The following is a 26,171-nucleotide window of genomic DNA, read 5'->3' on the forward strand; positions in this document are numbered from 1 at the left end:
CTGTTCGTTTTTCACTTCATTTGCAACAAAAATAACTTCCCTTAGCTCTGATAGTATGAAAAGACTGCAACTACTGCTCTTGTGGGTTTGGATGGTATGTTTCTCTGCTGCTTCACACGACTACATGTTTAAACATTTGGAAGTGAAAGACGGACTTTCCAATAATCAGGTTAATGCTATTTATAAAGATTCAAACGGATTCATGTGGTTTGGTACAGCTTCGGGGCTGAACCGCTATGATGGTTACAATATAAAGATTTATCGCAGCCAGAAAGATGATGAGAAATCTCTTCCCGATAGTTATGTCGAGGATATACAAGAAGATACGTCCGGTAATTTGTGGATACGTACGGGAGGCGGGTATGCCATTTACAACTCGGCTTCCGATGTTTTTGACCGTAATGTGGAAGCCTGGATGTGGAACATCGGTCTGACCGGAAATCCTTCGCTTATCTATATTGATAAGGAAAAGACTTTCTGGATCTATATTAATGGTAAAGGTGTTTACAGCTATAGAGAGGAACAGAAAAATGCCGTAGCAGTAAAGGGGGCGGATGAACTGCTTGCGAAAGCCGAAGTGTCCGACATGAAAGAATGCGGCGAAGGAATCCTGCTGGTTCTGAGTAACGGTATCTTGGCTTGTATAGATGAGGAAAAGCAAAATATCAAGTGGACCAATCCGGGCATTGCCGAAGATTGCAGGGAAGTAAAGAATGCTACCTTTGATTTGTTTGTCGACCATAGTGGGCGGGCGTGGATATTCAGTGTGGAGGGGATGTGGATTTATAGCCTTTCTCAGAAGGTTTGGGAACAGCGTTCTCCCCGAACGGACACCTACAATACCGTACGTGCAGTGGCACAGGATAAATACGGATGTATATGGGTAGGCAGGGATCAGGATGGCGTTGAATTGATAGAACCGGCGGGACGGAAAATCCGTCTGGCGAATGAACCTAATAACGGGCGTACTCTGTCCAACAATACAATAACGGCTCTTTATGAAGATGAGGCCGGTACGATGTGGGTGGGAACCTACAAGAAAGGCATCTCTTTCTATAATGAAAGCATTTTCAAGTTCGGTATTGCCGATGTAGGCGACATCAATTGCGTGGAGGACGGAGGCGGTGACATCGTATGGCTGGGAACCAACGACCGCGGGCTGGTGCGCTGGAATAGCGTGACAGATGAACGTATGGTTTTTTCGCATACGGCAGATCCCCACTCTATCTCGAGTGATGTCATAGTCTGCCTTCTTCGGGACAGTAGCGGCAGAGTGTGGGCAGGTACTTTCTGGGGCGGACTGAATTGCTATGATGGGAACCGCTTTATCCATTACCGGTCCCGTAAGGGAGACAGTAACTCGCTGGTCTATGACAATGTATGGGCATTGGCAGAAGATGCGGACAAAAATATCTGGATCGGTACGTTAGGGGGAGGATTGCAATGCCTGAATCCTCAGACGGGGATATTTACCACCTATTCTACAGGTAATTCAAACCTTGTGTCGGACTATATCTCATCCCTCTGCATCAGCTGTGACAATAATCTGGTTATCGGTACTTCGGCAGGGATGGCTTTCATGGACCTGAGGACCGGCGAGATTACAAATTTTGCAGGTACAAAATCGGGTAAGACCAGACTTTCCAACCAAAATATCAATCAAGTTTACGAAGATAGTCGCGGTTTGCTATGGATAGCCACGCGTGAAGGCTTGAATGTATATGACAGCAAACGGGATGAATTGTACGAAGTGCCTATCAAGCCCGGTTTCTCCAAACTATTGATATTAGGTATTACGGAAGATGAAAACAAAAGTATATGGATCAGCACCGGAGGAGAACTGATAAACGTGGTGTTGTCCGTTGACAGCAAGACGGAGCAGCCCGTGTTCCGTTGCTATACCTATAATGACAAGGACGGGTTGCAGAGTTGTGACTTCAACCAGCGTTCCCTCAAACGACTGCATACGGGCGAGATTGTAGTGGGAGGACTGTATGGGCTGAATCGCTTCCAGCCGGGCAACATAAAGTATAACCGTACGTTGCCCAAGGTTATGTTTACCGGTTTCCAGTTGTTCAATGAAGACGTGAAGGTGGGCAAGGAGTATGCAGGACGTGTCATCTTGAAGGAAGCTTTGAATGAAACAGAAGAAGTTGTCTTGGATTATAAGCAGAATGTGTTCACGGTGCTGTTTGCGTCGGACAATTTCGTGCTGCCCGAAAAGACACAGTATTTCTATAAATTGGAAGGATTTAATGAGAACTGGCTGACGAGTATGTCCGATATGCATCGCGTTACCTATACCAATCTGGCTCCGGGGACTTACATCTTAAAAGTGAAGGCTACAAACAGTGACGGATATGCGGGCACTGAAGAGGCTTCGCTCAAGATTGTCATTCTTCCGCCTTTCTGGATGACTCCGTGGGCATATATCGTTTATGCTCTTCTGATAGTAGGAGTTGTTTCCTTTTCACTTTATGCCGTACAACGGAGGGAACGTAATAAGTTCAGAATCCGCCAGATAGAGGAAGATGCGAAGAAGAGGGAGGAGTTGAGCCAGATGAAATTCCGCTTTTTTACGAATGTCAGCCATGAGTTGCGTACGCCGCTTACGCTGATTATATCGCCGATGGAAAGTATGATGAAGGAGATTACGGACGAAAAACTGCATGGCAAGCTGCAACTGATGTACCGCAATGCGCAGCGTTTGTTGAATTTGGTCAACCAGTTGCTCGATTTCCGTAAGAATGAGATGGCAGGATTGCATCTCACTTTGTCCGAGGGGGATATTGTGGCGTATGTGCGTAGCATCTGTGCTTCTTTCCTGATGCTTTCTGAAAAGAAACATGTACATCTGACATTCTTTTCGGCCATGGAATCGCTGAATATGTCATTCGACGAGGATAAAATTGGTAAAGTTGTGATGAATCTTCTATCCAATGCCTTCAAATTTACCCCGGACGGGGGACGTGTGGATGTGGCATTGGAAATGTCGAAAGAGATGTCCGGAAGATTGCTGATAAAGGTATCGGATACCGGTGTTGGCATTAGGGATGAAGACAAGGAGCGAATTTTTGAACGTTTCTATCAGGTGGAGCAGGAAGAACCGGAACACCAGTCAACGGGTAGCGGTATTGGCTTGAGCCTGGTACGCGACTTTGTGACGCTGCATGAGGGCACGGTGCGCGTTGTTGACAATGTGGGGTCCGGTAGTGTGTTCCTGATTGAGCTTCCGGTTAAACATGTGCATGTAAGTCCTTCCAAGCCTGCACCGCTTGCAGAAGAGGTGGAAGAGCATGAGGAACTTTTGCCGGATATGGAAGAGGAACCGCTTCCGGATGATTTGCCGGACGATATGGAGGAGGATAATGAAGATGAAAAAGAGAAGCCGTTGGCCCTGATTGTGGATGATAATGAAGATTTGGTTGCCTTCATGAAAGATAGTCTGAGCTTGTATTTCCGTATACAGTCAGCTTCTAATGGCCGGGAAGCTTGGCAGAAAATACCGGAACTGATGCCGGATGTTATTGTCAGCGACGTAATGATGCCCGAGATGGATGGAAATGAACTGTGTCGCTGGGTGAAGACCGATAAACGCACGAGTGACATTCCGATGATATTGCTCACTGCACGGCAGGCTGTGGAAGATAAAGTGGAGGGGTTGACCATCGGTGCAGATGATTATGTGACGAAACCTTTCAATGTGGAAATCCTGATTCTGCGTATGCGCAAGCTGATTGACCTGAGCAAGAAGCGCAAGGCAAAGTCGCTCATCGACCCCGAACCGAGCGAGATAGCCATTACTTCGCTGGACGAAAAGTTGGTGGAAAATGCCATCAAATATGTGGAGGCGAACATCGGTCGGTGTGACTTGTCCGTAGAAGAGTTGAGCCGGGGATTGGGTATGAGCCGGGTACATCTTTACAAGAAACTCTTGCAGATAACCGGTAAGACACCCATTGAATTTATCCGTGTCATCCGTCTGAAAAGAGCGGCGCAGATGCTGCGCGAGAGTCAGCAGAATGTATCGGAGATAGCGTATCAGTTGGGCTTTAACAACCCCAAGTATTTCAGCAAATATTTCAAGGATGAATTCGGTGTTTTGCCCTCTGTTTATCAGGAAAGAGAGGGCAAATAACAAAAGATACCCTTTATGGAAACATATTGTTTTTTAGGGGAATCAAAAGCGCCCTTTTGTTTCAACATCAGGGGGGCTCGTTTTTGGAGGAAATTTTCTATTTTTACATCAGAGAAAATTCACTTTAAAAACAGTAATATGAAATTGAAAAACACTTCAGTTTATTTGCTTGCCGGATGGATGCTCGCCGCATGTTCCGGAGGCGGATTCCAAAAGACCGAGAACGGTGTTGTTGTGGAAGTCAAGCAGCAGCAACCGACGGATGTGCGTAAAGTAAGATTAGAAGTAATGGGCGAGAAGCTCATTCATGTATCGGCTACTCCTGAGAAGGAATTCTCAAAGGAGCAGAGTCTCATTGTGATCCCTCAACAGAATAAGACCGACTTTAAGGTCGAAGAGCAGGGCGATGAAGTGACTGTCAAGACATCGGAATTATGTGCCATTGTGTCCAAGACAACGGGTGAGGTACGCTTCACGGATGCCGACGGCAAGCAGATTCTGGCTGAAGACTCTGACGGGCGGACCTTTACTCCGGTGGAAGTGGAAGGTACGAAAGGATATACAGTACGTCAGGTATTCCAGTCGGCAGGCAATGATGAGGCTTTCTATGGCTTGGGCCAGCACCAGGCGGATGAGTTCAACTATAAAGGTAAGAATGAGGAACTGTTCCAGTACAATACAAAGGTGTCTGTACCCTTCATCGTGTCTAATAAAAACTACGGTGTGCTTTGGGACAGCTATTCGCTCTGCCGTTTCGGTGACCCGCGTGACTACTCACAACTGGGTGATGTCTTCAAACTTTATGATAAAGAGGGCAAGGAAGGTGCTTTGACCGGTACATATATTCCGGGCAAGAAAGATGTGGAAACCCTTGTACGTCGTGAGGATTCTCTTTATTTTGAACATCTGGACCGTGCCGCACATCTGAGTAAGGTGATTAATTTGCCTGCGGGTTTCCCGTTCGGAGGGTCTGATGTAGTTTATGAGGGAGAAATAGAACCGGCAGAAAGCGGCTTATTCCGTTTCATCCTTTACTATGCAGGCTACATGAAAGTATATATTGATAATGAGTTGGTGGTTCCCGAACGTTGGCGTACGGCTTGGAATCCTAACAGTTATAAGTTTGCTGTCAATCTGGAAGCGGGCAAGCGCGTTCCATTGAAGATAGAGTGGAAGCCTGATGCCGGTGTTTCTTACTGCGGTCTGCGGGTATTGAGTCCGGTGGCTGATGAAGAACAGAACAAACTCTCTTGGTGGGGTGAAATGCAGAATGAAATAGACTACTACTTCGTTTATGGTGATGATATGGACGATGTGATTAGCGGCTACCGTACATTGACAGGTAAATCCCAGATTATGCCGAAATGGGCGATGGGTTACTGGCAGAGCCGTGAGAAGTACAATACGCGTGAGGAGGTTCTCTCCACCTTGAAGGAATTCCGTGAACGTCAGATTCCTATCGACAATATCGTAATCGACTGGCTGCACTGGAAGCAGAATGCATGGGGAAGCCATGAGTTCGACCCTGAACGTTTCCCCGACCCGAAAGGAATGGTCGACTCCATCCACGCCATGAACGGACGTCTGATGATTTCCGTATGGCCCAAGTTCTATGCTACGACCGAACACTTCAAGGAATTTGACGAAAAAGGTTGGATGTATCAGCAGGCTATCAAAGACAGCATCAAAGACTGGGTCGGTCCTGGCTATCTGGGCTCTTTCTATGACGCATACGATGCCGATGCACGCAAGCTCTTCTGGAAGCAGATGCAAGACCACTACTATCCTCTGGGTGTTGACGCTTGGTGGATGGATGCCAGCGAACCGAACATACGCGACTGTACGGATTTGCAATACCGCAAGGACCTTTGCGGTCCGACAGCACTCGGCCCCTCTGCCAAGTTCTTCAATGCATACGCACTGATGAATGCTGAAGCTATCTATGACGGACAGCGCGGCGTGGAACCGGACAAGCGCGTCTTCTTGTTGACACGTTCCGGCTTTGCAGGGTTGCAACGCTATTCTACTGCCACCTGGAGTGGTGACATCGCTACCCGTTGGGAAGATATGAAAGCACAAATCTCTGCCGGCTTGAACTTTGCTGTCAGCGGTATCCCTTATTGGACCATGGACATCGGCGGATTCTGTGTAGAGAACCGTTATGTGGCTGGTCAGATGGAATTCAACAAGACTGGACGTGAAAATGCTGATTACAAGGAATGGAGAGAGTTGAATACCCGTTGGTATCAGTTCGGTGCTTTCTGCCCGTTGTTCCGTGCACACGGCCAGTATCCGTACCGTGAGGTTTGGAATATCGCTCCGGCAGGACATCCGTGCTACAACTCCATCGTTTATTATACGAAGCTGCGTTACAACATGATGCCGTATATCTATTCTTTGGCAGGTATGACTTATTTCAATGATTATACCATCATGCGTCCGCTCGTAATGGACTTCACAGCTGATGCAAACGTCAACAATATAGGTGACCAGTTCATGTTCGGTTCTGCCTTGATGGTGGCTCCGGTTTACGAATATGGCGCACGCAGCCGCGAGGTTTATTTCCCGGCAAGCTGTGGTTGGTATGACTTCTACTCCGGCAAGTATGTGGATGGCGGCCAGAAGTTGACAGTAGATGCTCCTTATGAACGTATTCCGCTCTACGTATGCGAAGGTGCCATTGTACCTTATGGTCCGGACATGCAATACAGTGATGAAAAACCGGCTTCGGAAATCACCCTCTATGTTTATACGGGTAAGGACGGCGCATTTACGCTCTATGAGGATGAAGGTGTGAACTATAATTATGAGAAGGGACAATATGCCACTATACCGTTTGCCTATAACGATGCTGAGGGTACACTGGTTATCGGCGACCGTACGGGTGACTTCCCTGGTATGCTGAAGGAACGTACTTTCAATGTAGTGAAGGTAAGCAAAGACCGGCCGCAACCGTTCGACTTAAAGGCTAAAGGTACAACGGTGAAGTATGACGGAAAAGCACAAACCGTAAAATTATAATCAGAATGATAGACGACGGTGCCAGGGAGAGAAGTCTTCCCGGTACCGATCTCGTCGTTCCTCGGTGCCGGGCACTTCCCCACTTCTGAATAGCTGTGAGAGAGGAGTAGGCACTCGATAATCTTTTAGATATTTATTACCATGAATAAAATCATATTGTCTTTGGCCATCGGGCTGTCCCTATTGGCCGGTTGCAATGCTCCTAAAGAGGTAGCTGGCGATGACCGTAGCTTGGATTTTACTGCCGACTGGGCCTTTCGCTTGGGAGATGATACGGCGGCAGCCCGTCTGGATTATAATGACGCAGACTGGCGGAAACTGAACTTGCCCCACGATTGGGCTGTTGAAGGAGAGTTCAGTCGGGACAATCCGTCAGGAACAGGGGGAGGTGCTCTGCCTGGTGGTATAGGTTGGTATCGTAAGACTTTTATTGCCGATAAGGTCGATGAGGGCAAGCGCTATCGCATAGATTTCGATGGTGTCTATATGAACTCCACCGTTTATATTAATGGGCATGAACTGGGAACACGCCCCTATGGATACATCTCGTTTAGTTATGACCTGACTCCCTATATCAAGTGGGGAGAGGAGAATGTGTTGGCGGTTCGTGTGGACAATGCCGAACAGCCCAATTCGCGCTGGTATTCCGGTTGCGGCATCTACCGTAATGTATGGCTGACAAAGCTGAATCCAGCTCATATAGCGCAATGGGGTACCTATGTTACGGCAGAAGATGTGTCGAAGAACAGTGCCCAGTTGAAGATACGCACCAAACTACAGTACGATGCAGAAGCACAGATGGCCGATGTCGTCCTGCAATCCCGGTTAGTGGATGCTGACGGCAATGCGGTGGGTGAGGCTGTGTCGGAAGCGCAGTTGATGCCTCTTACTCCGGCAGAAGTGGAGCAGGAGATACACTTGAAGAATCCCCGTCTTTGGAGTATTGATACGCCCTATATGTATAGGGTAGAAAGCATCCTCAAGGATAAGCAGACCGGCGAGGTACTCGACCGTTACTATACTCCTACCGGCATCCGTACTTTCCGCTTCGATGCACAAAAAGGATTTATCCTGAATGGTGAACAAGTGAAGATAAATGGTGTCTGCATGCATCATGACTTGGGTTGCCTGGGAGCTGCGGTGAATACGCGCGCCATCGAGCGCCAGTTGGAGATTCTGAAAGAAATGGGTTGCAACGGCATCCGCTGCTCCCATAATCCTCCCGCACCGGAGTTGCTCGACCTTTGCGACCGTATGGGATTTATCGTGATGGATGAGGCCTTCGATATGTGGCGTAAGAGAAAGACTCGCCATGACTATTCACGCTATTTTAATGAATGGCACGAACGCGATTTGACAGACCTTATCGTGCGTGACCGCAATCATCCTTCTATCTTCATGTGGAGCATCGGCAACGAAGTGCTGGAGCAGTGGACGGATGCCAAAGCCGACACCTTGAGTCTGGAAGAGGCCAATCTGGTCTTGAACTTCGGTCACAGTGCGGATATGCTGGCAAAGGACGGAGAAATGTCCGTCAACTCACTGCTGACAAAGAAACTGGCGGATATGGTGAGAAAGCTCGATGCCACGCGCCCCGTGACGGCAGGCTGCAACGAGCCGAACCCGAACAATCATTTGTTCCGTTCCAGTGCGCTTGATATTATCGGCTTCAATTACCATGACGACTGGTTTGCAGGTGTTCCCGAGAACTTCCCCGGCAAGCCGTTCATCGTGACGGAAAGTGTTTCCGGCCTGATGACACGCGGTTACTACCGGATGCCGAGTGATTCGATGTTCATCTGGCCCGAACGTTGGGACAAGCCTTTCTATGATGCCTCGTTCTCTTGCTCCTCCTACGACAACTGTCATGTTCCTTGGGGCAACCGTCACGAAGGTACTATGCGCCATGTAAAGAACAACGACTTTATCAGTGGACAATACGTCTGGACGGGCTTCGATTATATCGGTGAGCCTACTCCTTACGGTTGGCCGGCACGCAGCTCTTACTTTGGCATTATCGACTTGGCCGGCTTCCCGAAGGATGTCTACTACATGTATCAGTCCGAGTGGCGTCCGGACAAGGCGGTGTTGCATCTTTTCCCACATTGGAATTGGACGGAGGGACAAGACATCGATTTGTGGGCATATTATAATAATGCCGACGAAGTGGAGCTTTTCGTGAATGGAAAGTCGCAGGGGGTGCGTAGCAAGGGAAAAGACGATTTCCACGTCATGTGGCGCGTGAAGTATGAGCCGGGTACGGTAAAGGCTGTTTCCCGCAAGGAAGGAAAGACTGTGGCCGAGCAGGAAATCCGGACAGCGGGCGAACCTGCGCAGATTCGTCTCAGCCCCGACCGCAGTACCATTCAGGCAGATGGCAAAGACTTGAGTTTCATTACGGTTGAGATTCTGGACAAAGATGGAAATTTGTGTCCGAATGCCGAAAACGATGTGACCTTTGCCGTAGAAGGTGCCGGCTTCATTGCTGGAGTGGATAACGGAAGCCCCATCTCTATGGAGAAGTTCAAGGACAACCACCGCAAGGCTTTCTACGGAAAGTGCCTGGTGGTACTGCAGAACAACGGTGAACCGGGTGGTGTCAAGGTGACGGCTACGGCTGATGGACTGGAGAAAGCGACGACGGCGATTAAAGTTAAATGATAATTTGATGTGCTAATTGGCACATTAGCATATTAACCAATTAAGACATGAAGAATAAATTTTTAGCAACCTTATTTCTTGCATGCTCCATCAGTACCGTGTCTGCACAGACACCGGTCTATATGGACGATGCACAACCTATTGAAGCACGTGTAAAGGATGCTCTCAGCCGGATGACACTGGAAGAGAAGGTAGCCCTTTGCCATGCGCAGAGTAAATTCAGCAGTGCGGGTGTTCCGCGGCTCGGCATTCCCGAGCTTTGGATGAGCGACGGCCCTCACGGTGTCCGTGCCGAAATCAACTGGAATGACTGGGGATATGCCAACTGGACCAATGACAGCATTACCGCTTTCCCGGCTTTGACTTGTCTGGCCGCTACCTGGAATCCGGACATGTCTGCCAAGTATGGCAAGGCCATCGGTGAGGAAGCGCGCTATCGTGAAAAGGATGTGTTGCTGGGCCCCGGCGTCAACATCTACCGTACTCCGATGAACGGTCGTAATTTTGAATATATGGGCGAGGACCCTTATCTGGCCAGTGTGATGTGCGTACCTTACATCCAGGAGTTGCAGAAGAACGGAGTGGCAGCTTGTGTCAAGCACTATGCGCTGAACAACCAGGAACTGTGGCGCGGACATATTGATGTGAATCTTAGCGACCGTGCTTTGCATGAAATCTATCTGCCTGCATTCAAGGCTGCGGTAGAAGAAGGAGGTGCCTGGAGCATTATGGGCGCTTACAATAAGATTCGCGGCCAGCACGCCTGCCATAACGATTTCACACTGAACAAGATTCTGAAAGATGACTGGAAGTTCGACGGCTGTGTCATTACCGACTGGGGCGGTGCCCACGACACCTATGAAGCTGCCGTCAACGGTCTGGATATTGAAATGGGTTCTTACACCAACGGTCTGACGTCCGAGAGTGTATTTACCTATAACGATTATTACCTTGCTAACCCTTATCTCCAGATGTTGAAAGATGGTAAAGTGCCGATGTCTACAATAGATGACAAGGCTTCCCGCATTCTCCGCTTGATATTCCGTACGGCGATGAACCGTCAGAAACCCTATGGTTCGGTAGCTACGGAAGAGCATTATGCCGCTGCCCGCGAGATAGGCAATGAGGGCATTGTGCTGTTGAAGAATGCTCCGGTGATAAAGAAAGGTGCCCCGTTGCTGCCGATTGATGCAGCCAAGTATCAGAATATCCTGGTGGTGGGCGATAATGCCGTACGCTTGCTGAATCAGGGAGGAGGCTCTTCCGAACTGAAAGTGAAGGATATGGTATCTCCGCTGGATGGCTTGCGTGCCGTTTATGGTGATAAGGTAGCCTATGCGAAAGGCTATGCCGCCGGTCGTCCGATGTACGGCCGTGCAGATGAAATTCCGCAGAATGTGGTAGACTCACTCCGTGCAGAAGCCGTGGAAATGGCGAAAAAGGCAGACTTGGTGGTACTGGTAGGCGGATTGAACAAGAACCACTTCCAGGATTGTGAAGGCGGCGATCGTCTGGAATACGGCTTGCCTTTCGGGCAGGATGAACTGATTGAAGCTTTGCTGGGGGTAAACAAGAACCTGGTTCTGGTGCTTCTCAGTGGTAATGCGGTGGAAATGCCGTGGGTATCCCGGGTTCCTGCCATTGTGCAAGGCTGGTATTTAGGCTCCATGGGTGGCAAGTCTCTGGCTGACATCCTGAGTGGTGCGGTGAATCCAAGCGGAAAGTTGCCCTTTTCTTTCCCTGCCAAGTTGACGGATTGCGGTGCACATGCTTTTGATGAACTCAGTTATCCGGGCGACAGCATTAAGCAGGAGTATAAGGAAGATATTCTGGTGGGCTATCGTTGGCACGACACCAAGGAGATTCCGGCTCTCTTCCCCTTCGGTCATGGCTTGAGCTATACTACCTTTACATATGGCAAACCGGTGGCTTCTGCCAAGGCCATGGCTGCCGACGGTACGCTGACGGTGACAGTTGCCGTGAAGAATACGGGTAGCATTGCCGGAAAAGAGATTGTACAGCTTTATGTAGGCGATGATAAATGCAGTGTGCTTCGTCCTGTAAAGGAACTGAAACATTTTGCAAAAGTCGGTTTGGCGCCGGGCGAGGAGAAGAGCGTGACTTTCACCCTTACTCCGGATGATTTGAAGTTCTACGATGAGGCTTCCGCAGCTTGGAAGTACGAACCGGGTAAGTTCAAGGCATACGTTTGCGCTTCGTCTGCCGACGTCCGTGGTGTAGTTTCGTTCGAAATGCAATAATCTTATAATCAGTGCGTAACCACTGCAAAATCAGTGCAACTGTTTTGCAGTGGTACTGCATACCTTTTGCAGCGCTACTGCAATTGCTTTGCAGCGTCACTGCAAAAGGTATGCAGCAATGCTGCAAAGTGTATGCAGTAAATTTGCAGCCTGAAATCAGAATCAAAAAACAATATGAAGACACTTGCCACTCTATTTCTGCTTGCAGCCTCGTTGCTGCTTCGTGCAGCCGATGCGCCTGCCGACAGTTGTAATCATCAGTTGTACTATACGTCGCCTGCCGCTATCTGGGAGGAGACTCTTCCTTTGGGCAACGGACGCTTGGGCATGATGCCCGACGGAGGCATTCTCCGTGAGCACATTGTGCTGAATGAAATATCATTATGGAGCGGAATGGAGGCGGATTATAGCAATCCGGATGCTTCGAAGAGTCTGCCTGCCATCCGGCAACTGTTGTTTGAGGGAAAGAACCGAGAGGCACAGGAGCTGATGTACAGCAGTTTTGTTCCGAAGAAGCAGGAGACTGACGGGAGATATGGAACCTATCAGGTATTGGGCGATTTGGATATAGATTTTACCTACAATTCTTCATTATCCATTCTCAACTCTCCATTAAACAACTATCGCCGTTGGCTCAACTTGCGCGATGCGGTGGCATATACGGCTTTCAGGCTGGAAGATGTCGATTATCGCCGTGAGTATTTTGTTTCCCGTGACCGTGATGTCATGCTGATTCATCTGGTTGCCGGACGTGAAGGAGCTCTGAATTTCTCTGCCCGTTTGAGCCGTGCGGAACATAGCTCGGTGACTGTCCAAGGGAACACCCTTTTGATGGACGGCATGTTGGAAAGCGGTAAACCCGGTTTGGACGGTATGAAATACTGTGTAGCCATGCAACTCGTACAGAACGGTGGTGAATCATCTGTCAGCCCGGAAAACGGTATCCGCTTGAAGAACGGGCAGGAAGCCTGGCTGATACTTTCTGCCGCTACCTCCTATGCCGCTGCCGGTACCGACTTCCCGGGCGAACGCTATGCGGAAGTCTGCGACAGCTTGCTCCGTCCTTTCACCGCCCCCGCTAATTCTCCATGTGCCATTCTCCATTCTTCATTATCCAACCATGTCACCGCTCACCGTTCCCTCTACGACCGTGTTTCCTTGACGCTTCCTGCCACGCCGGATGATACGCTCCCGACGAACGAACGCATCCTCCGCTTCACACAGCAGGAGTCGCCGGCATTGGCTGCTCTGTACTATAACTACGGACGCTATCTGCTTATCAGCAGTACCCGTCCCGGCAGTCTGCCGCCCAATCTGCAAGGACTCTGGGCAAATGGAGTATCGACTCCTTGGAACGGGGACTATCATACGAACATCAATATCCAGATGAACCACTGGCCCTTGGAGCAAGCCGGCCTCTCCGAACTCTATCAGCCGCTGACGACGCTGATGGAGCGCCTTATCCCTTCGGGAGAGGCAAGTGCGCGTACCTTCTATGGCGATGAGGCAGATGGCTGGGTGCTCCACATGATGACCAATGTATGGAATTACACCGCTCCCGGTGAACATCCTTCCTGGGGAGCGACCAATACCGGTGGTGCGTGGCTGTGTGCCCATCTGTGGGAACACTATCTGTATACGCAAGACAGGGATTATCTGCGTCGTATTTATCCCGTCTTGAAAGGTGCCGCCCGGTTCTTTAGTTCCACCACCGTGCAGGAGCCTTCTCATGGCTGGCTGGTAACTGCCCCCACTTCTTCTCCGGAAAATAGTTTCTATGTGCCGGGTGACAGCGTGACTCCCGTCAGCATCTGTGTGGGTCCCACTATGGATGTGCAACTGCTCACCGAGCTTTATACCAATGTCATTACCGCCGCCCGCCTGCTGGATTGTGATGCGGATTATGTGGCGAAGCTTGAGGCGGACCTGAAGAGATTCCCACCCATGCAAATCAGTAAGGAAGGATATTTGCAGGAATGGCTGGAGGATTATAAGGAAGTGGATGTGCACCATCGCCACGTTTCCCATCTCTACGGCCTGCATCCGGGAAACCTGATTTCGCCGGAGGCTACCCCCGAGCTTGCCGAAGCCTGCCGGATGACCTTGAACCGTCGTGGAGATGAGGGTACCGGTTGGAGCCGTGCTTGGAAGATAAACTTCTGGGCTCGTTTGGGTGACGGAAACCGTGCTTGGAAACTCTTCAAGAGTTTGCTGCATCCTGCTGTCGATGCTGCGACGGGAGGTCATGGTAGCGGCACTTTCCCTAATTTGTTCTGTTCGCATCCTCCTTTCCAGATTGATGGCAACTACGGTGGCGCGGCGGGAGTCGGCGAAATGCTGCTGCAAAGTCATGAGGGCTTTATCCATCTGCTTCCTGCCCTGCCAGATAGCTGGACTGCCGGCAACTTCCGTGGAATGCGCGTACGCGGCGGTGCTTCCATAGACCTGGACTGGAAGGATGGACGGGCAACGAGGGCTGTTGTTACCGCTCTTGTTCCGGGTAAATTCATCCTAAAGATGCCCACAGGCGCCGTCCGTGCCCAAGTGAAGATAGGAGGACGTACGCATACTTACAAAGAACCGGCATTTCCGTTGGATTTGAACAAGGGAGAGGCGGTGACCATACATTTCTTATAGGAACGTTCCCCTCCGACAAAATTATCAAGTTATTTGTCTTTCGCGTCCGAATGCTGTACATTTGCAGTGCATGTAGAACAAATATCTTAGATAATTATGAAAAATAGAGTACGTTTTTTCTTCTTGTTTCTCGGCTTGCTGGGAGCGTTGGCAGTTCATGCACAAATCAATGAGTTGCCACGTTCCACACCCGAGGCAGAAGGAGTCCCTTCCAAGGCTGTCACTGCCTTGTTTGATTCACTGATGGCATTGCCGAAAACAAACATCCACAGCGTGGTGGTGCTGCGTCACGGCAAGGTCATCGGAGAAATCTATCCGGCTCCGTTCGCGCCGGAATATCGCCATACCATGTATTCCTGCTCCAAAACCTTTGTCGGGGCTGCCGTAGGACTTGCCATTGCAGACAACCGCTTGCGCTTGACAGACCGTGTCGGTACCTTCTTCCCGGAACTTCTTCCGGATTCGGTTTCCGCTAATCTGGCAGACATGACTGTCCGTGACCTGCTTACCATGACGTCGGGTATCACTCCCGACTGGAATATGCGCAACCTCACTCCCGACTGGATACGTGCCTTCCTTGCCAAACCGGTGAAGACTCCGGGCAAGAAGTTTGAATATGATTCGATTAGTACCTATATGCTTTCCGCTATCGTGCAGAAGGTGACGGGCATGACCTTGCTGGATTATCTGAAGCAGAAGCTTTTCATCCCGATGCATATCACGGACGTTGCGTGGGAGATAAGCCCCGAAGGCATCAATACCGGTGGCTGGGGACTGCATATCCAGAGCGAGTCGTTGGCAAAATTCGGATTGTTGCTGCTGAACCGGGGTGTTTGGGAAGGCAAGCAGTTGCTTCCGGCTTCCTGGGTGGAGCAGATGATGACCAGACAGATAGGAGATTATGGCTATCAGATGTGGCTTTGCGAATATCCGGGTGCTGTACGTGCTGACGGGGCTTTGGGACAATACATTCTGATTGTTCCGGATAAGGATATGGTAGTGGTCATTACCGAATGTACATTGATAGACGGTCGTCGGCAGCGTCGTCTGGTCTGGAACCGCTTGTTGCCGGAGGTCGGTGACCAGGTATTAGCGCCCGGTAAGGACTACAAGCGCCTGCAGAAGAAACAGCGTTCTTATCAACTGCCGTTAGTGCAAGGAAAGGCTGCTTCCTCCCTTTCACAGAAATACGCAGGCAAGCGCATCCTGCTCGGAGAGAACAAATACGGATGGCAATCCATCGAGCTGCAATTCAAGCAGCAAGAAGTAGTGATGACTGTGGTGGAGAAAGACGGAAAGACATACAGTCTTCCGTTTGGCTATAAGCAATGGTCGAAAGCGGCAATTGATGGCTATCCTCCGTATTCGGTTGCTGCAAAGGGGCGTTTTAAGGGTATAGAAGGCCCTTTCCAGGTGGCAGGCAGTTATGCGTGGGCGTCACTTGATGCTTTGCAACTGAAAGTACATTATGTCAACTGGATAAGCGCTCTTGGGCTTACGCTCTGCTTTGAGGATAACAAGCTACTCCTGACTGTTACGGAGAATTATTCTTCGGGTGAAGGGGTGACTTTCGAAGGTACATTAGCACATTAAAATAATGAATCGTATTTTGCTTACTCTAAAACGGCCTTTTATCTGGCTGTACCGTTTCCGACACCGTTGCGGCTACGGTGTACATTCTCCTTTTGCCTTTAACCTGATTACGCATGTAATTTACGAAAGTACGGCTTATTATAAATATGAAGAGCTGGCCAAGGCACAGAAGCAACTGGAGCTGGAGAAAGATAAACGTTGGAAGTACGAATCGAAGAAAGTAAAACGCCTTCTGTTCCGTCTGGTAAACTATACCCAGCCGGAGACCATTGTAGATGCCGGTACGCTTGCCGCTTCTGCCCTCTATCTGAAAGCGGGGAAGGAGGGAGCAGATTATACTTCGGCTTCCGACCTTTCCGAGCTCTTTCTGGAGAGTGGCGTTCCCGTTGATTTCCTTTATTTGCACGATTATCGTCATCCCGATTTTGTAGAGGAGGTCTTCCGCATCTGTTCCACCCGTACCAGGGGAAAGTCTGTTTTTGTAATTGAAGGTATCCGTTACACTCCGCAGATGTCTGCCCTCTGGAAACGTATGAAGCAGGACGGGCGGGCGGGTATTACGTTCGACCTTTATGACCTTGGTATCATATTCTTCGATAAAACAAAGATAAAACAAGACTATATTGTCAACTTTTGATTATCTTTAGGCGTTTCAATAGTGATTAGCGGTTAGTGATTAGTGCTTAGCTCCACTTACTGGCTGCTAAACATTAATCCCTAACCCCTAAACATTAATTCCTTATGAAGATATACACCAAAACCGGAGATAAAGGAACCACCTCTCTTGTAGGCGGAACCCGTGTACCTAAAACGCATATCCGCCTTGAGGCATACGGTACGGTGGATGAGCTGAATTCCAATCTGGGTCTTCTCATCACGTACCTGCTTGACGGAAAGGATAAAGATTTTCTGCAGCAAGTGCAAGACAGACTTTTTGCCGTAGGCTCTCATCTGGCCACAGACCGGGAGAAAATGGAGCTGAAAGAAGCCAGTATCATCAGCTCGGAGCAGGTGGAAATGGTGGAGCGGGAGATAGACCGTTTGGATACTCTTTTGCCTCCTCTTTCAGCCTTTATTCTTCCCGGCGGAAGTCGCGGTGCGGCAGTCTGCCACGTTTGCCGTACGGTTTGCCGTCGTGCAGAGCGTCGGATTCTTGCTCTGGCCGAACAAGTGGAAATCGCTTCGGAATTACTGGCTTACGTGAACCGCTTGTCTGATTATTTGTTCGTTCTTTCCCGTAAAATGAATCAAGACGACAAAAAAGGTGAAATATTTTGGAATAATAGTTGCAAGTGAAATAAATTGTTATACTTTTGCCGAAAAATAGAAATAGGACTTAATATTCACAATTTTAATACTAGAGACTATGTATTGGACATTGGAATTAGCATCTAAGTTGGAAGATGCTCCTTGGCCGGCAACTAAGGATGAATTGATAGATTATGCCATGCGTTCGGGTGCTCCGCTTGAAGTGATTGAGAATCTGCAGGAAATGGAAGATGAAGGCGAGATTTATGAAAGCATAGAAGATATTTGGCCCGATTATCCCAGCAAAGAGGACTTTTTCTTCAACGAGGAGGAATATTGATACGCTTTAAAAGAAAAAACTTACCGGTATGTCTGGTAATATTTTGAAACATAGGGAGAAGTAATTCCAAAACCGATAACTATGGTTGAAGAATTACTTCTTTTCTTTTTAATACCCCCACACTACAATAATAATGAATGTACAAGAAGCAACGACACGCCGGTTACCGGATTTGAAGGAAAGGCATCTGCCTGAAAACTGCCGCGAAACCATAAACACGATTTTAAAGGAGACTTACGGCTACGAACAGTTTCGTAATCTTGAGATTTACGATGACTTGTCCAAGGGAAAAGAGAAACTCTGCATTTCGCAGGGACAGCTGATAGAGAACGTTATACTGGAGGCTGAAAAGGCTTGGAAAAGTGAAACGCAGGTAGACAATATATTGTTGACTGCCCCTACCGGCTCCGGAAAATCCTTGTTGTTCCAGCTTCCTGCCATCTATTTGGGGAAGGAGTATAATCTGCTTACCATTGTGGTTTCCCCTTTGAAGGCGTTGATTGTAGACCAGGTGGAAAGTCTGCAGGAACTGGGGTATGCGCGTGTGGCATACGCCTCGTCCGATTTATCGCCGGAACAGAAGATGGAGGTTTACCGGCAGGTGCGTGAGGGGGAGATTGATTTGTTCTATCTCTCGCCGGAATTGCTTCTCTCTTACGACATCAAGCATTTTGTAGGCGAGCGCCGCATCGGTCTGGTGGTGGTCGATGAGGCGCATACGGTAACGACATGGGGCAAGGAGTTCCGTGTGGACTACTGGTTCTTGGGGCGCTACCTGACTGCTTTGAAACAGACTCTCGGCTATAATTTCCCGTTGTTTGCATTGACCGCTACGGCTGTCTGGAATCCCAAAGGGGGCAATGACATGATATTCGAGACTATCCGTTCCTTGCAGATGGAGCCTTGTGTGCTTTATGTAGGTACGGTGAAGCGCCGGAATATTGGCTTTGACATCCGTCAGATGGAGATGGAGGACGGGGAGACATACGACAAGGCAAAGCAGCGCGTGGTGGCTGCGCGGGTCGAGGACTTCCTGGACGGACACAAGACATTGCTCTATTATCCTTTTGCGGGTGGCATCGACATGCGCCTGAAGACGTGGGTGAAGCCGGCAGACTGGCGTCTGGTGGCTTCCTATTATGGCAAGAAGGAAAAGGAACAGAAAGCTGCCATTGTGCAGGAGTTCAAGGAAGGGACCAAGAAACTGATTGTGGCTACGAAAGCCTTTGGTATGGGAGTGGACATCAGTGATATAGACCGTGTATACCATGTGGCGCCATCCAGTACGTTTGTCGACTATATTCAGGAGATAGGGCGTGCCGCGCGTGATACGGAGATACATGGCATTGCCGCTACCGACTACCATGAACGGGATTTCTATTATATGAAGCGTCTGCATCAGACGGGGAACATTGCCCAGGAACAGCTGGTGCTTATTCTGAGAAAGCTCATGGAAGTGTACCGCATGAAAGGGGAGAAACCGGAAATCATGGTGTCTTTGTCCGATTTCGAGTTTGTGGTGAAACTGCCGCGTACAAAGAACAAGCTGGAGTATGAAGCAGAGTTGGGACAGCTCATCAAGACTGCCTTGCTTTGGCTGGAAGACGATTTGATGCAGCGTTATGGAAGGCATCTGCTTGAAATCAGCCCCAAGAATCTGTTGACCGAAGGATATGTCCAGGACAAGACGGGTGATGTCTTTGCCCGTGAATTCCATAGCTATCTGACAAAGGTAGAAGGGGAGGACGGGGTTTACGTCGCACGTCTGGAAGCGCTTTGGGAAGAGCGTTTCCCGGAGCTTGGCTACAAGGAGTTCAAACAGAAGCTGAATAATGGAACGTTGCGGGAAGGTGCCCGTGCCGTATCCGTAGGCAAGCATGAGGTGCTGTTGAAGGAAGATGCCACCGTCATCCGCGAGCGGATGGACGCCTTGTTCAAGAGCCTGACAACGATGCTGAAAACGGCATTGATAAAGTCGAAAGGACGTTTTGATGAAGAAGAACTGCGGGCTGTCTTTGCCGAGCATGGCATGGACGTGCGCTCTGCCAAACGCTTTATCGGTTCCCTGCTGGAGAGCCGCACGGAGGAAGGCCGCAGTGTGAGCTATATCAGCAGTGTGAAAAAGAAAGATTCCAATGAACTCTCTTTTACGGTGACCAAAGGCTTTGATTTGCTTCTGTCGCGCTATCAAAAACTGTTTAGCCAACGTATAGTGGGCAGTAAGGGAGACCGCCTGTTGTTTTATTGCACTCCTTTCTCGGACTTGAATATGCTGCTTAATCTGCTTTCTATGCTCGACTGCCTTTCGTTCAGTGTGGAGGGTGGCGGTACGCCTTGCGTATTTGTCCGTTTCAATGACCCCGAAACTCTGCAGGAACTTGCGCTTGGCGATGATTATCGCAATCTGATTCTGGATACCAACGAGCAGATATTCCAGGAGCAGATTGACTTGTTCTCTTTCTTCTTCGGAACAGATAAGCTGACGGATGAACAGCGCTGGGACTTTATCGAGGATTATTTTACGGGAATGGGAGTGGACGACTTGAAAAAGAAGTTTGTGTCCTTGTAGCACCAATTCGTTGAACAGCCTTTCCAGAGTTACAGTTCATCTTTGCTTTTACTGTAAAGATTGTGAGTAATTAGTCTAAGTGCTCCTGCAGAAACCGTTGCAGGATGCGTGCATGGTTGTATATCGGTGCTTTGGAAGCATATAGTAAGGTTATGGTATGGTGGTGTTTTATGGTGTCAATGAACCTAAGGGCGGCTTCCGAATTTTCCAGTTCCTTGCGATACATGGCTGCAAACCCCTCCCAGTGTTCCGCTTGGTCTTCGTGAAACCATTTTCTTAATTCAGGTGAAGGGGTAATATCCTTTTCCCAGACATCGTATTTCAGATGTTCCTTTTTTATGCCGCGAGGCCACAGCCGGTCCACCAATACACGGTAGCCGTCTGTTGCATCGGGTTCTTCATATACCCGTTTGATTCTGATTTGTGTCATGGCTGTTCTCTTAATTTTGCTTCCATTTTGATGGAGCGTGGGAAAACGATATTATTTTCCAGATGGATGTGCTGGTGCAAGGCCTCTTCAAATGCTTTAAGCTGTTGGAGTACGAGGCGGTAACTGTTGCAGGCATCTTCTGGAGCTGTATAGCCGTTGGTCAGATGCTCTATGTGGCGATAGCGTTCTCCTTCAATGTCATGTTCTGCCATCATGACGGATATGGGAGCTTCGATGCTTCCACAGTGGAATTCGGGCAGGGGAGTATTTTCCAGCTTAGCCTTTACCATCTCATAGATGTAGGGAAACAGTACCAGTTCCTCTTTGTCGAGATGGGCATTGAGGTCGGAGAGGGAATCATGAAAGAGAGCCTGCACATTGTAGAGTGACGGATGTTTTTCACCGTGTACGCGACATATTTTATCCAGCAGTTCTTCAATCTCGGGACCTTGTGTACGGATATTACGGTGGTGGATTTTGAGAATATAGTCCACCAATAAGTCCAGAGGCCAACTCTTGAAATCAATATTTTCGGAGGTTGTCGGAGCCAGATGCTCTATTTCTTCTATCACCTTCTCCATATCGGCTCCGGCAGTTTTACTGGCTTCGGGAAGCAGTGCGGAACCATGGCAGCAGAAATCAATGCCATATTTATCAAATATCCCGGCATTGTTGAAGTTGTCGGCTACGATTTCGCCGACTGTCATACGTTTATAATCCTTCATATGTTATCTTGTTTTTGTTTTCCACAACATTGTGGAAACCTGCTATATATACAATTATATGGCAGATAATGTTTGAAGGGTTATGATTATTTGAGTTTTCTTGCCCGGTTCTTTCATTTAAAGGAATTGGAGGAGTTATCACTTCGCTCCGCTCCGTCAGGAGTTGAAGAAGTTAAAGCCGATACTTCTGTGAATACATACGCACGAGTATTGGCTTTAACTCCTAAGCCGACTTGTCGGCTGATAACTCCTTTAAATGAAAGATTCGTGGTTTCCTTGTCTATCCTTCTACTTTTTGGAATGCCAGCCGTTCGTCTCCATTGGCCAGAAGGATGATGCCGCAATATTTGAATCCGTGCTTCTTCAGTATGTATTGCAGGATATGATTGTCCCGGTGGGTATCTGCACGTAGGTTGGGTATTTGTTCGTAGCACCATTGCAGGCAGGCATTGGCCACTCCTTTGCTGTGTTCTGTACTTGCCAGCCGGTGAATGACGCCGTAAGGAAGCGTATCTTCCACCCATTTTCCTTCATAGATATGCGTATATGTGGGGTCGTTTCCACGGATAAAGGCGAAGGTTCCGATAATTTCTTCGGTATCGTCGGTGCACACATAGCTGTTTCCTTGTTCGATGTCTGCTATGACGATTTCCCTGGAAGGGTAGTTGCCTCTCCACTGCAGCATATTTCCGTCTTTCCGCATGATGTGCTTCGCTTGTTCAAAGATGTCCATAAGGATTGTAATGTCTGTGGGTTGCGTCTTTCTGATTTTTATCATAGCTTTTTATTTTATCTGTGTGGTATCTTTCTTTGATTCAGGTTGCAAAGGTAATGCGTTTTGTGATTCATTGTTCTCTTAAATGAACAAATGCTAATAGATGTTGTTTCTTTAGGAAGAATTTGCATATATTTGTCCCGTAATATTAAACACAATTGATTATGAAAAAGATTTTTAGTGCTTTCGTGATAGCTGTATGCTGTATGTTTATGGCTATGCCTGCCCAGGCCCAACTATTGAAGTGGGGTGTTAAGGGTGGTGTGAATATGACGAAAATAGATTGGGATGGTGGATATAAGGGAAACAAGGATAATTCTACCGGTTTCTTTATTGGTCCGATGGCTGAGTTTACCATTCCCATTGTAGGCTTGGGTGTTGATGGTGCTTTGCTGTTCTCTCAGCGCGGCAAGGACGAGGTGAAGCAAACAGGACTGGAAGTACCCGTAAATCTGAAATATACCATTGGCTTGGGTAGCTTGTTGGGTATTTATATAGCTGCCGGTCCCGATTTCTTCTTCGACTTCAAGAAGAAGGATTACGTAGACCGCAAGAAGGCTCAAGTGGCACTTAATTTGGGTGCCGGTGTGAAGCTGCTGAAGCATCTCCAGGTTGGCGTGACCTATCAGCTCCCGATGGGCGACTCATTTACGTGGGAGGAGGCGGGTAAGGCTTTCGGTGCCAAGAATAAGACTTGGCAGGTGTCTGCGGCGTATCTTTTCTAAAGAAACAGTTTGTTATAGAACTTTCTTCGCAGCTTGCGGATATATGTCCCAAGGTTGCGGACGTCTATCCCAAGCCTTGGGACGGGCATCCGCAACCTTGGGACAATCTTTTTATTTAATACTTGCCAGCTTTTCTCTTCATTCCTGTAGTCTTTTCTTTAAGTACTTCGGAACTTTTTAATGCACGCCTTCCGGACCTCTTTTTTATGCCGTTGGATTAACTTTTCTACAATGACCTCGATAGGTGCAGGTGCATTGTCATGGAGTGGGTTGCGGATTCGCGGCTGGGTTGTCTGCCGTCTTTGATGGTGAGTACCCATTCCCCTTTTGTTTTTATAGGGTTGAATATGAACCCCCATACTACTACCTGGAGTGCCAGAATCTGGACGTGGCGTAAATAAATCCTACCTATCTTTCAGATACCCAAAAAAATCCCCGACTTCCATAAGCCGGGGATTCTTTAGTTTTAATTATAAGGTTCTCTCGATAGAGAATTGCTTATTCTTGAATTATTGCAGTACCACAGGTACGTCAACAGTCTTGGTCTTACCCCATTCGTCAACAACACTTACACGAACGTAGCAAGTAACTGTCTTACCATCACCTGGGATAGTTACGTTAGCTTTCGGAGTGATAGTGACATCATCATTTGTAAAGTCACCTGCCAAATCCAGATATTGTTTAGCAGCATCACCTTCCAAAGCAACAGAGACGCTTGCTACATAAGCATCAGTCAAGTGAGAGTTACCGAAGTATATAACATTGGTCTTAGTAATACCACGGATTTCTTCTGCTTTCAGAGTTGCTTTTGCATTCGCTGCTGCTACATTGATAGTCTTATTGTCGCCTGTAACGTATTCATTCTTAACCTTCTTCACATAATTCAGTGAACCTTCGAATACAGAAGATTTGATTGTCAGAGTGAAGTCGTATGCAGTGGCAGTCAAGTTCTTGTTAGCATACGGAGTGTAAGTAGCTTTCAGAGAACGGGCTTCGTATGCACCACCGAAGTTACCAGTCTTAGCAGCTTCATTCTTCGTAGCAACCTTATCTACTGTGATGCCTCCCGATGTAGCATCAGCCAACCAAGCATTAGCAGTCCATTGAATACCGTCTGCATCCTTATAGCTTTCAGGAACAGTTTCAGTAAATGCGATGTTATCCCAAGTTGTGATACCGAACAGACCCTTCAAGTTATAAGTAATTTTGCTATTAGCAGGAGTACCATAAGCAGTAGCATTAGTACCGGTGAAGTACAGATCCAACGGCTTGAAGTCATAAGAAGCTACATTTTCTTCTACAATCAAAGTCAGCTTAACGGTGTTAACCGGACTTGAACCATAAGTCAATTCTGCTTCGTAAGTTCCAGGAATAACTGTAGCATTATTCACTCTGTAAGTCAGCGTATGCTTGTAGTAACCGTTCGGAGTAGTAGAAGCATCTGCAGTAGCAACAGCAACCGGTGCAGTGATACCTACAGCATCATCTCCCTTAGCTTTGTCTGTATTGCTGTTCTTGTCCTTAGCAGCAGCAGTAAACTTAGCATTACCGATGTTGGTGAAGAAGCTAGGAGCACTTGATGTAGTATTACCAATCAAGCTGGTTACATCGAATGTCAATACATTCTTAGAAGCGTCTGCATTCAATACCAATGTTTGAGTAAAGGCATTTTCTGTAGCAGGATTGATGAACTTAACAGTGATAGTTTTAGTTGCGTCTTTAACCTCACCGTCGTAAGTCAGATATTTAACACTTACAACGACAGTCTTATTTGCAACTTCACCTTTAATCTTAGTACCTGTAATCGTAGCCTTAGCAGCATCAACAGCAGCTGTCTGGTTTGTTGCAAAATAATATTGCACATCGATTACATTTTTCATATCTACACAGTCATTCAAGTCGAGTTCTTTGTTGATTTCAACTTCTTGTGTAGTTACAGTTACATCAAGAGTGGTAGTTGTTGCTGCTTTCACATCAACCGTTACATCATAACTAGACAACACTTCATTGTCATAAGCATCTTTTGTAGCGATAGCGTAAGCACCCTTAGCAGCCTTAATTTGTGCTTCAGTCACACCACTTACAAAAGTAATACCCATATCATAGATACCCTTATTGGCTGTAGCAACTCTTGTCAAAGGCTCTTCTGTCATATTGGGAGTTGCTTCAGACAAAGTGAAGATGGAGCTTCCTTTAGAGTTGGCCAAGTAGAAATTATAGACCGTAGCATCGGCAATGGTCGGATTAACCTGGGCGCTGATTACATTCTTTGCTTCTTTAGAAGGAAGCAGGATGTCGCCTTTCTTGAAAGCAGTTCCATCAAAATACTTACCATTGTCAGCAGCCTTACCATAAGTCAACTCGATGTCGGCACCTTCCGACAATACAGCAGCTGAACTTACTGTTACAGCCTTGATACTGGAGATGGAAGCAGCTCTCGGCAATACGATGTCTTCGTACTCGCCATCTTTGTTCGGGATGTGGATAGTCAGCTTCACGCCATCTTCTACATAGTAGATACCACCGGTAGAAACGCCCAAATCCGTCTTTTCACCGTCTTCACCATATTGTACGTAGATATGGCCGTCTTCTCCTACAGAGAAAGTCGGAGTTGCAGCAGCGTCACCTGCTTCACCCTTCAAGTCTTCCAGTGAAATAAGATCAGTCCAAGTAGTGCCATTGTCATAGCTTACTTGGATTTTGTCATTGTTCACTGCAATTTTCGGAGTCACACCGTCTTTACCTGCTTCACCTTTTTCACCATTAGTGATAGTGTAGCTGGTTCCATTACCCAAAGTAACAACAATACCATTGGTTGTAGATGTCACGCTGGACACCCATTCACCGCTTTTGATTTGGCTCTCTAAAGCAGCAATAGCATCTTTGTTAGAGGTAATCTGTCCTTGTAAGTTCTCGATGTCGTCATCATAGTCCTTACAAGACGTGAAAGTTCCTGCAGTACCCACCATTAAGGCACTGAACAGGATCACACTTAGAAACTTCTTGTTCATAATTGAAAACTTTAAATTTATAAATTTAAAAAATAAA

General features: G+C 47.9%; 15 protein-coding genes. 11 read left to right on the forward strand and 4 right to left on the reverse strand.

Annotated features, from left to right (window positions below; all coding sequences use genetic code 11):
• The first annotated feature begins 55 nt into the window (after window positions 1-55).
• The 10 genes from DWZ03_RS09280 (at window position 56) to DWZ03_RS09325 (ending at window position 20,468) form a co-directional block, all read left to right on the forward strand.
• The gene (locus tag DWZ03_RS09280; RefSeq protein ID WP_229075246.1) at window positions 56-4,138 is read left to right on the forward strand and encodes a hybrid sensor histidine kinase/response regulator transcription factor; all 4,083 of its coding nucleotides are present in this window, start codon (window positions 56-58) and stop codon (window positions 4,136-4,138) included.
• A gap of 138 nt (window positions 4,139-4,276) precedes the next feature.
• Window positions 4,277-7,159 carry a TIM-barrel domain-containing protein gene (locus DWZ03_RS09285; protein ID WP_120129708.1) on the forward strand — a complete coding sequence of 961 codons (2,883 nt, stop codon included), beginning with the start codon at window positions 4,277-4,279 and terminating at the stop codon, window positions 7,157-7,159.
• A 141-nt stretch (window positions 7,160-7,300) separates the two neighbouring features.
• Window positions 7,301-9,820, forward strand: coding sequence for a glycoside hydrolase family 2 TIM barrel-domain containing protein (locus tag DWZ03_RS09290; protein WP_120129711.1), 2,520 nt, complete (start codon window positions 7,301-7,303; stop codon window positions 9,818-9,820).
• Window positions 9,821-9,867: 47 nt separating this feature from the next.
• Complete coding sequence (locus DWZ03_RS09295) at window positions 9,868-12,081, forward strand: glycoside hydrolase family 3 C-terminal domain-containing protein (RefSeq protein ID WP_005833629.1); 2,214 nt, start codon at window positions 9,868-9,870, stop codon at window positions 12,079-12,081.
• Between the two features lie 174 nt (window positions 12,082-12,255).
• Complete coding sequence (locus tag DWZ03_RS09300) at window positions 12,256-14,718, forward strand: glycosyl hydrolase family 95 catalytic domain-containing protein (protein ID WP_120129714.1); 2,463 nt, start codon at window positions 12,256-12,258, stop codon at window positions 14,716-14,718.
• Window positions 14,719-14,814: 96 nt separating this feature from the next.
• Window positions 14,815-16,311 carry a 3-succinylated cholic acid synthase gene (gene bas-suc, locus DWZ03_RS09305; protein ID WP_120129717.1) on the forward strand — a complete coding sequence of 499 codons (1,497 nt, stop codon included), beginning with the start codon at window positions 14,815-14,817 and terminating at the stop codon, window positions 16,309-16,311.
• 4 nt (window positions 16,312-16,315) lie between these two features.
• The gene (locus DWZ03_RS09310) at window positions 16,316-16,948 is read left to right on the forward strand and encodes a hypothetical protein (RefSeq protein WP_008661954.1); all 633 of its coding nucleotides are present in this window, start codon (window positions 16,316-16,318) and stop codon (window positions 16,946-16,948) included.
• A 104-nt stretch (window positions 16,949-17,052) separates the two neighbouring features.
• On the forward strand, window positions 17,053-17,607 hold the full coding sequence (locus DWZ03_RS09315) for a cob(I)yrinic acid a,c-diamide adenosyltransferase (RefSeq protein ID WP_005824436.1): 555 nt from the start codon (window positions 17,053-17,055) through the stop codon (window positions 17,605-17,607).
• Between the two features lie 70 nt (window positions 17,608-17,677).
• Window positions 17,678-17,899, forward strand: coding sequence for a DUF2795 domain-containing protein (locus DWZ03_RS09320; RefSeq protein WP_002558131.1), 222 nt, complete (start codon window positions 17,678-17,680; stop codon window positions 17,897-17,899).
• Between the two features lie 133 nt (window positions 17,900-18,032).
• On the forward strand, window positions 18,033-20,468 hold the full coding sequence (locus DWZ03_RS09325) for a DEAD/DEAH box helicase (RefSeq protein ID WP_120129720.1): 2,436 nt from the start codon (window positions 18,033-18,035) through the stop codon (window positions 20,466-20,468).
• 70 nt (window positions 20,469-20,538) lie between these two features.
• Here DWZ03_RS09325 and DWZ03_RS09330 read toward each other — a convergent pair whose 3' ends face one another.
• From DWZ03_RS09330 to DWZ03_RS09340, 3 genes are all read right to left on the reverse strand, one after another.
• Entirely contained in the window at window positions 20,539-20,898 is a 360-nt protein-coding gene (locus DWZ03_RS09330; protein ID WP_005824440.1) for a DUF488 domain-containing protein, read from the reverse strand.
• The gene (gene ric / locus DWZ03_RS09335; protein ID WP_005824443.1) at window positions 20,895-21,623 is read right to left on the reverse strand and encodes an iron-sulfur cluster repair di-iron protein; all 729 of its coding nucleotides are present in this window, start codon (window positions 21,621-21,623) and stop codon (window positions 20,895-20,897) included. The genes DWZ03_RS09330 and ric overlap by 4 nt, the downstream gene beginning before the upstream one ends.
• Before the next feature lie 280 nt (window positions 21,624-21,903).
• Complete coding sequence (locus DWZ03_RS09340) at window positions 21,904-22,401, reverse strand: hypothetical protein (RefSeq protein WP_005824447.1); 498 nt, start codon at window positions 22,399-22,401, stop codon at window positions 21,904-21,906.
• Window positions 22,402-22,562: 161 nt separating this feature from the next.
• On the opposite strand from DWZ03_RS09340, the gene DWZ03_RS09345 reads away from it, so the two are divergent.
• Complete coding sequence (locus DWZ03_RS09345) at window positions 22,563-23,123, forward strand: porin family protein (protein ID WP_005833619.1); 561 nt, start codon at window positions 22,563-22,565, stop codon at window positions 23,121-23,123.
• 509 nt (window positions 23,124-23,632) lie between these two features.
• Here DWZ03_RS09345 and DWZ03_RS09350 read toward each other — a convergent pair.
• Window positions 23,633-26,134 (reverse strand): PL29 family lyase N-terminal domain-containing protein, encoded by a 2,502-nt coding sequence (locus tag DWZ03_RS09350; protein WP_120129723.1) that lies wholly within the window; start codon window positions 26,132-26,134, stop codon window positions 23,633-23,635.
• Window positions 26,135-26,171: the final 37 nt, after the last annotated feature.

This window comes from Bacteroides sp. AF29-11 (assembly GCF_003602895.1).
In the GTDB taxonomy this organism is placed as follows: Bacteria; Bacteroidota; Bacteroidia; order Bacteroidales; family Bacteroidaceae; genus Bacteroides; species Bacteroides uniformis.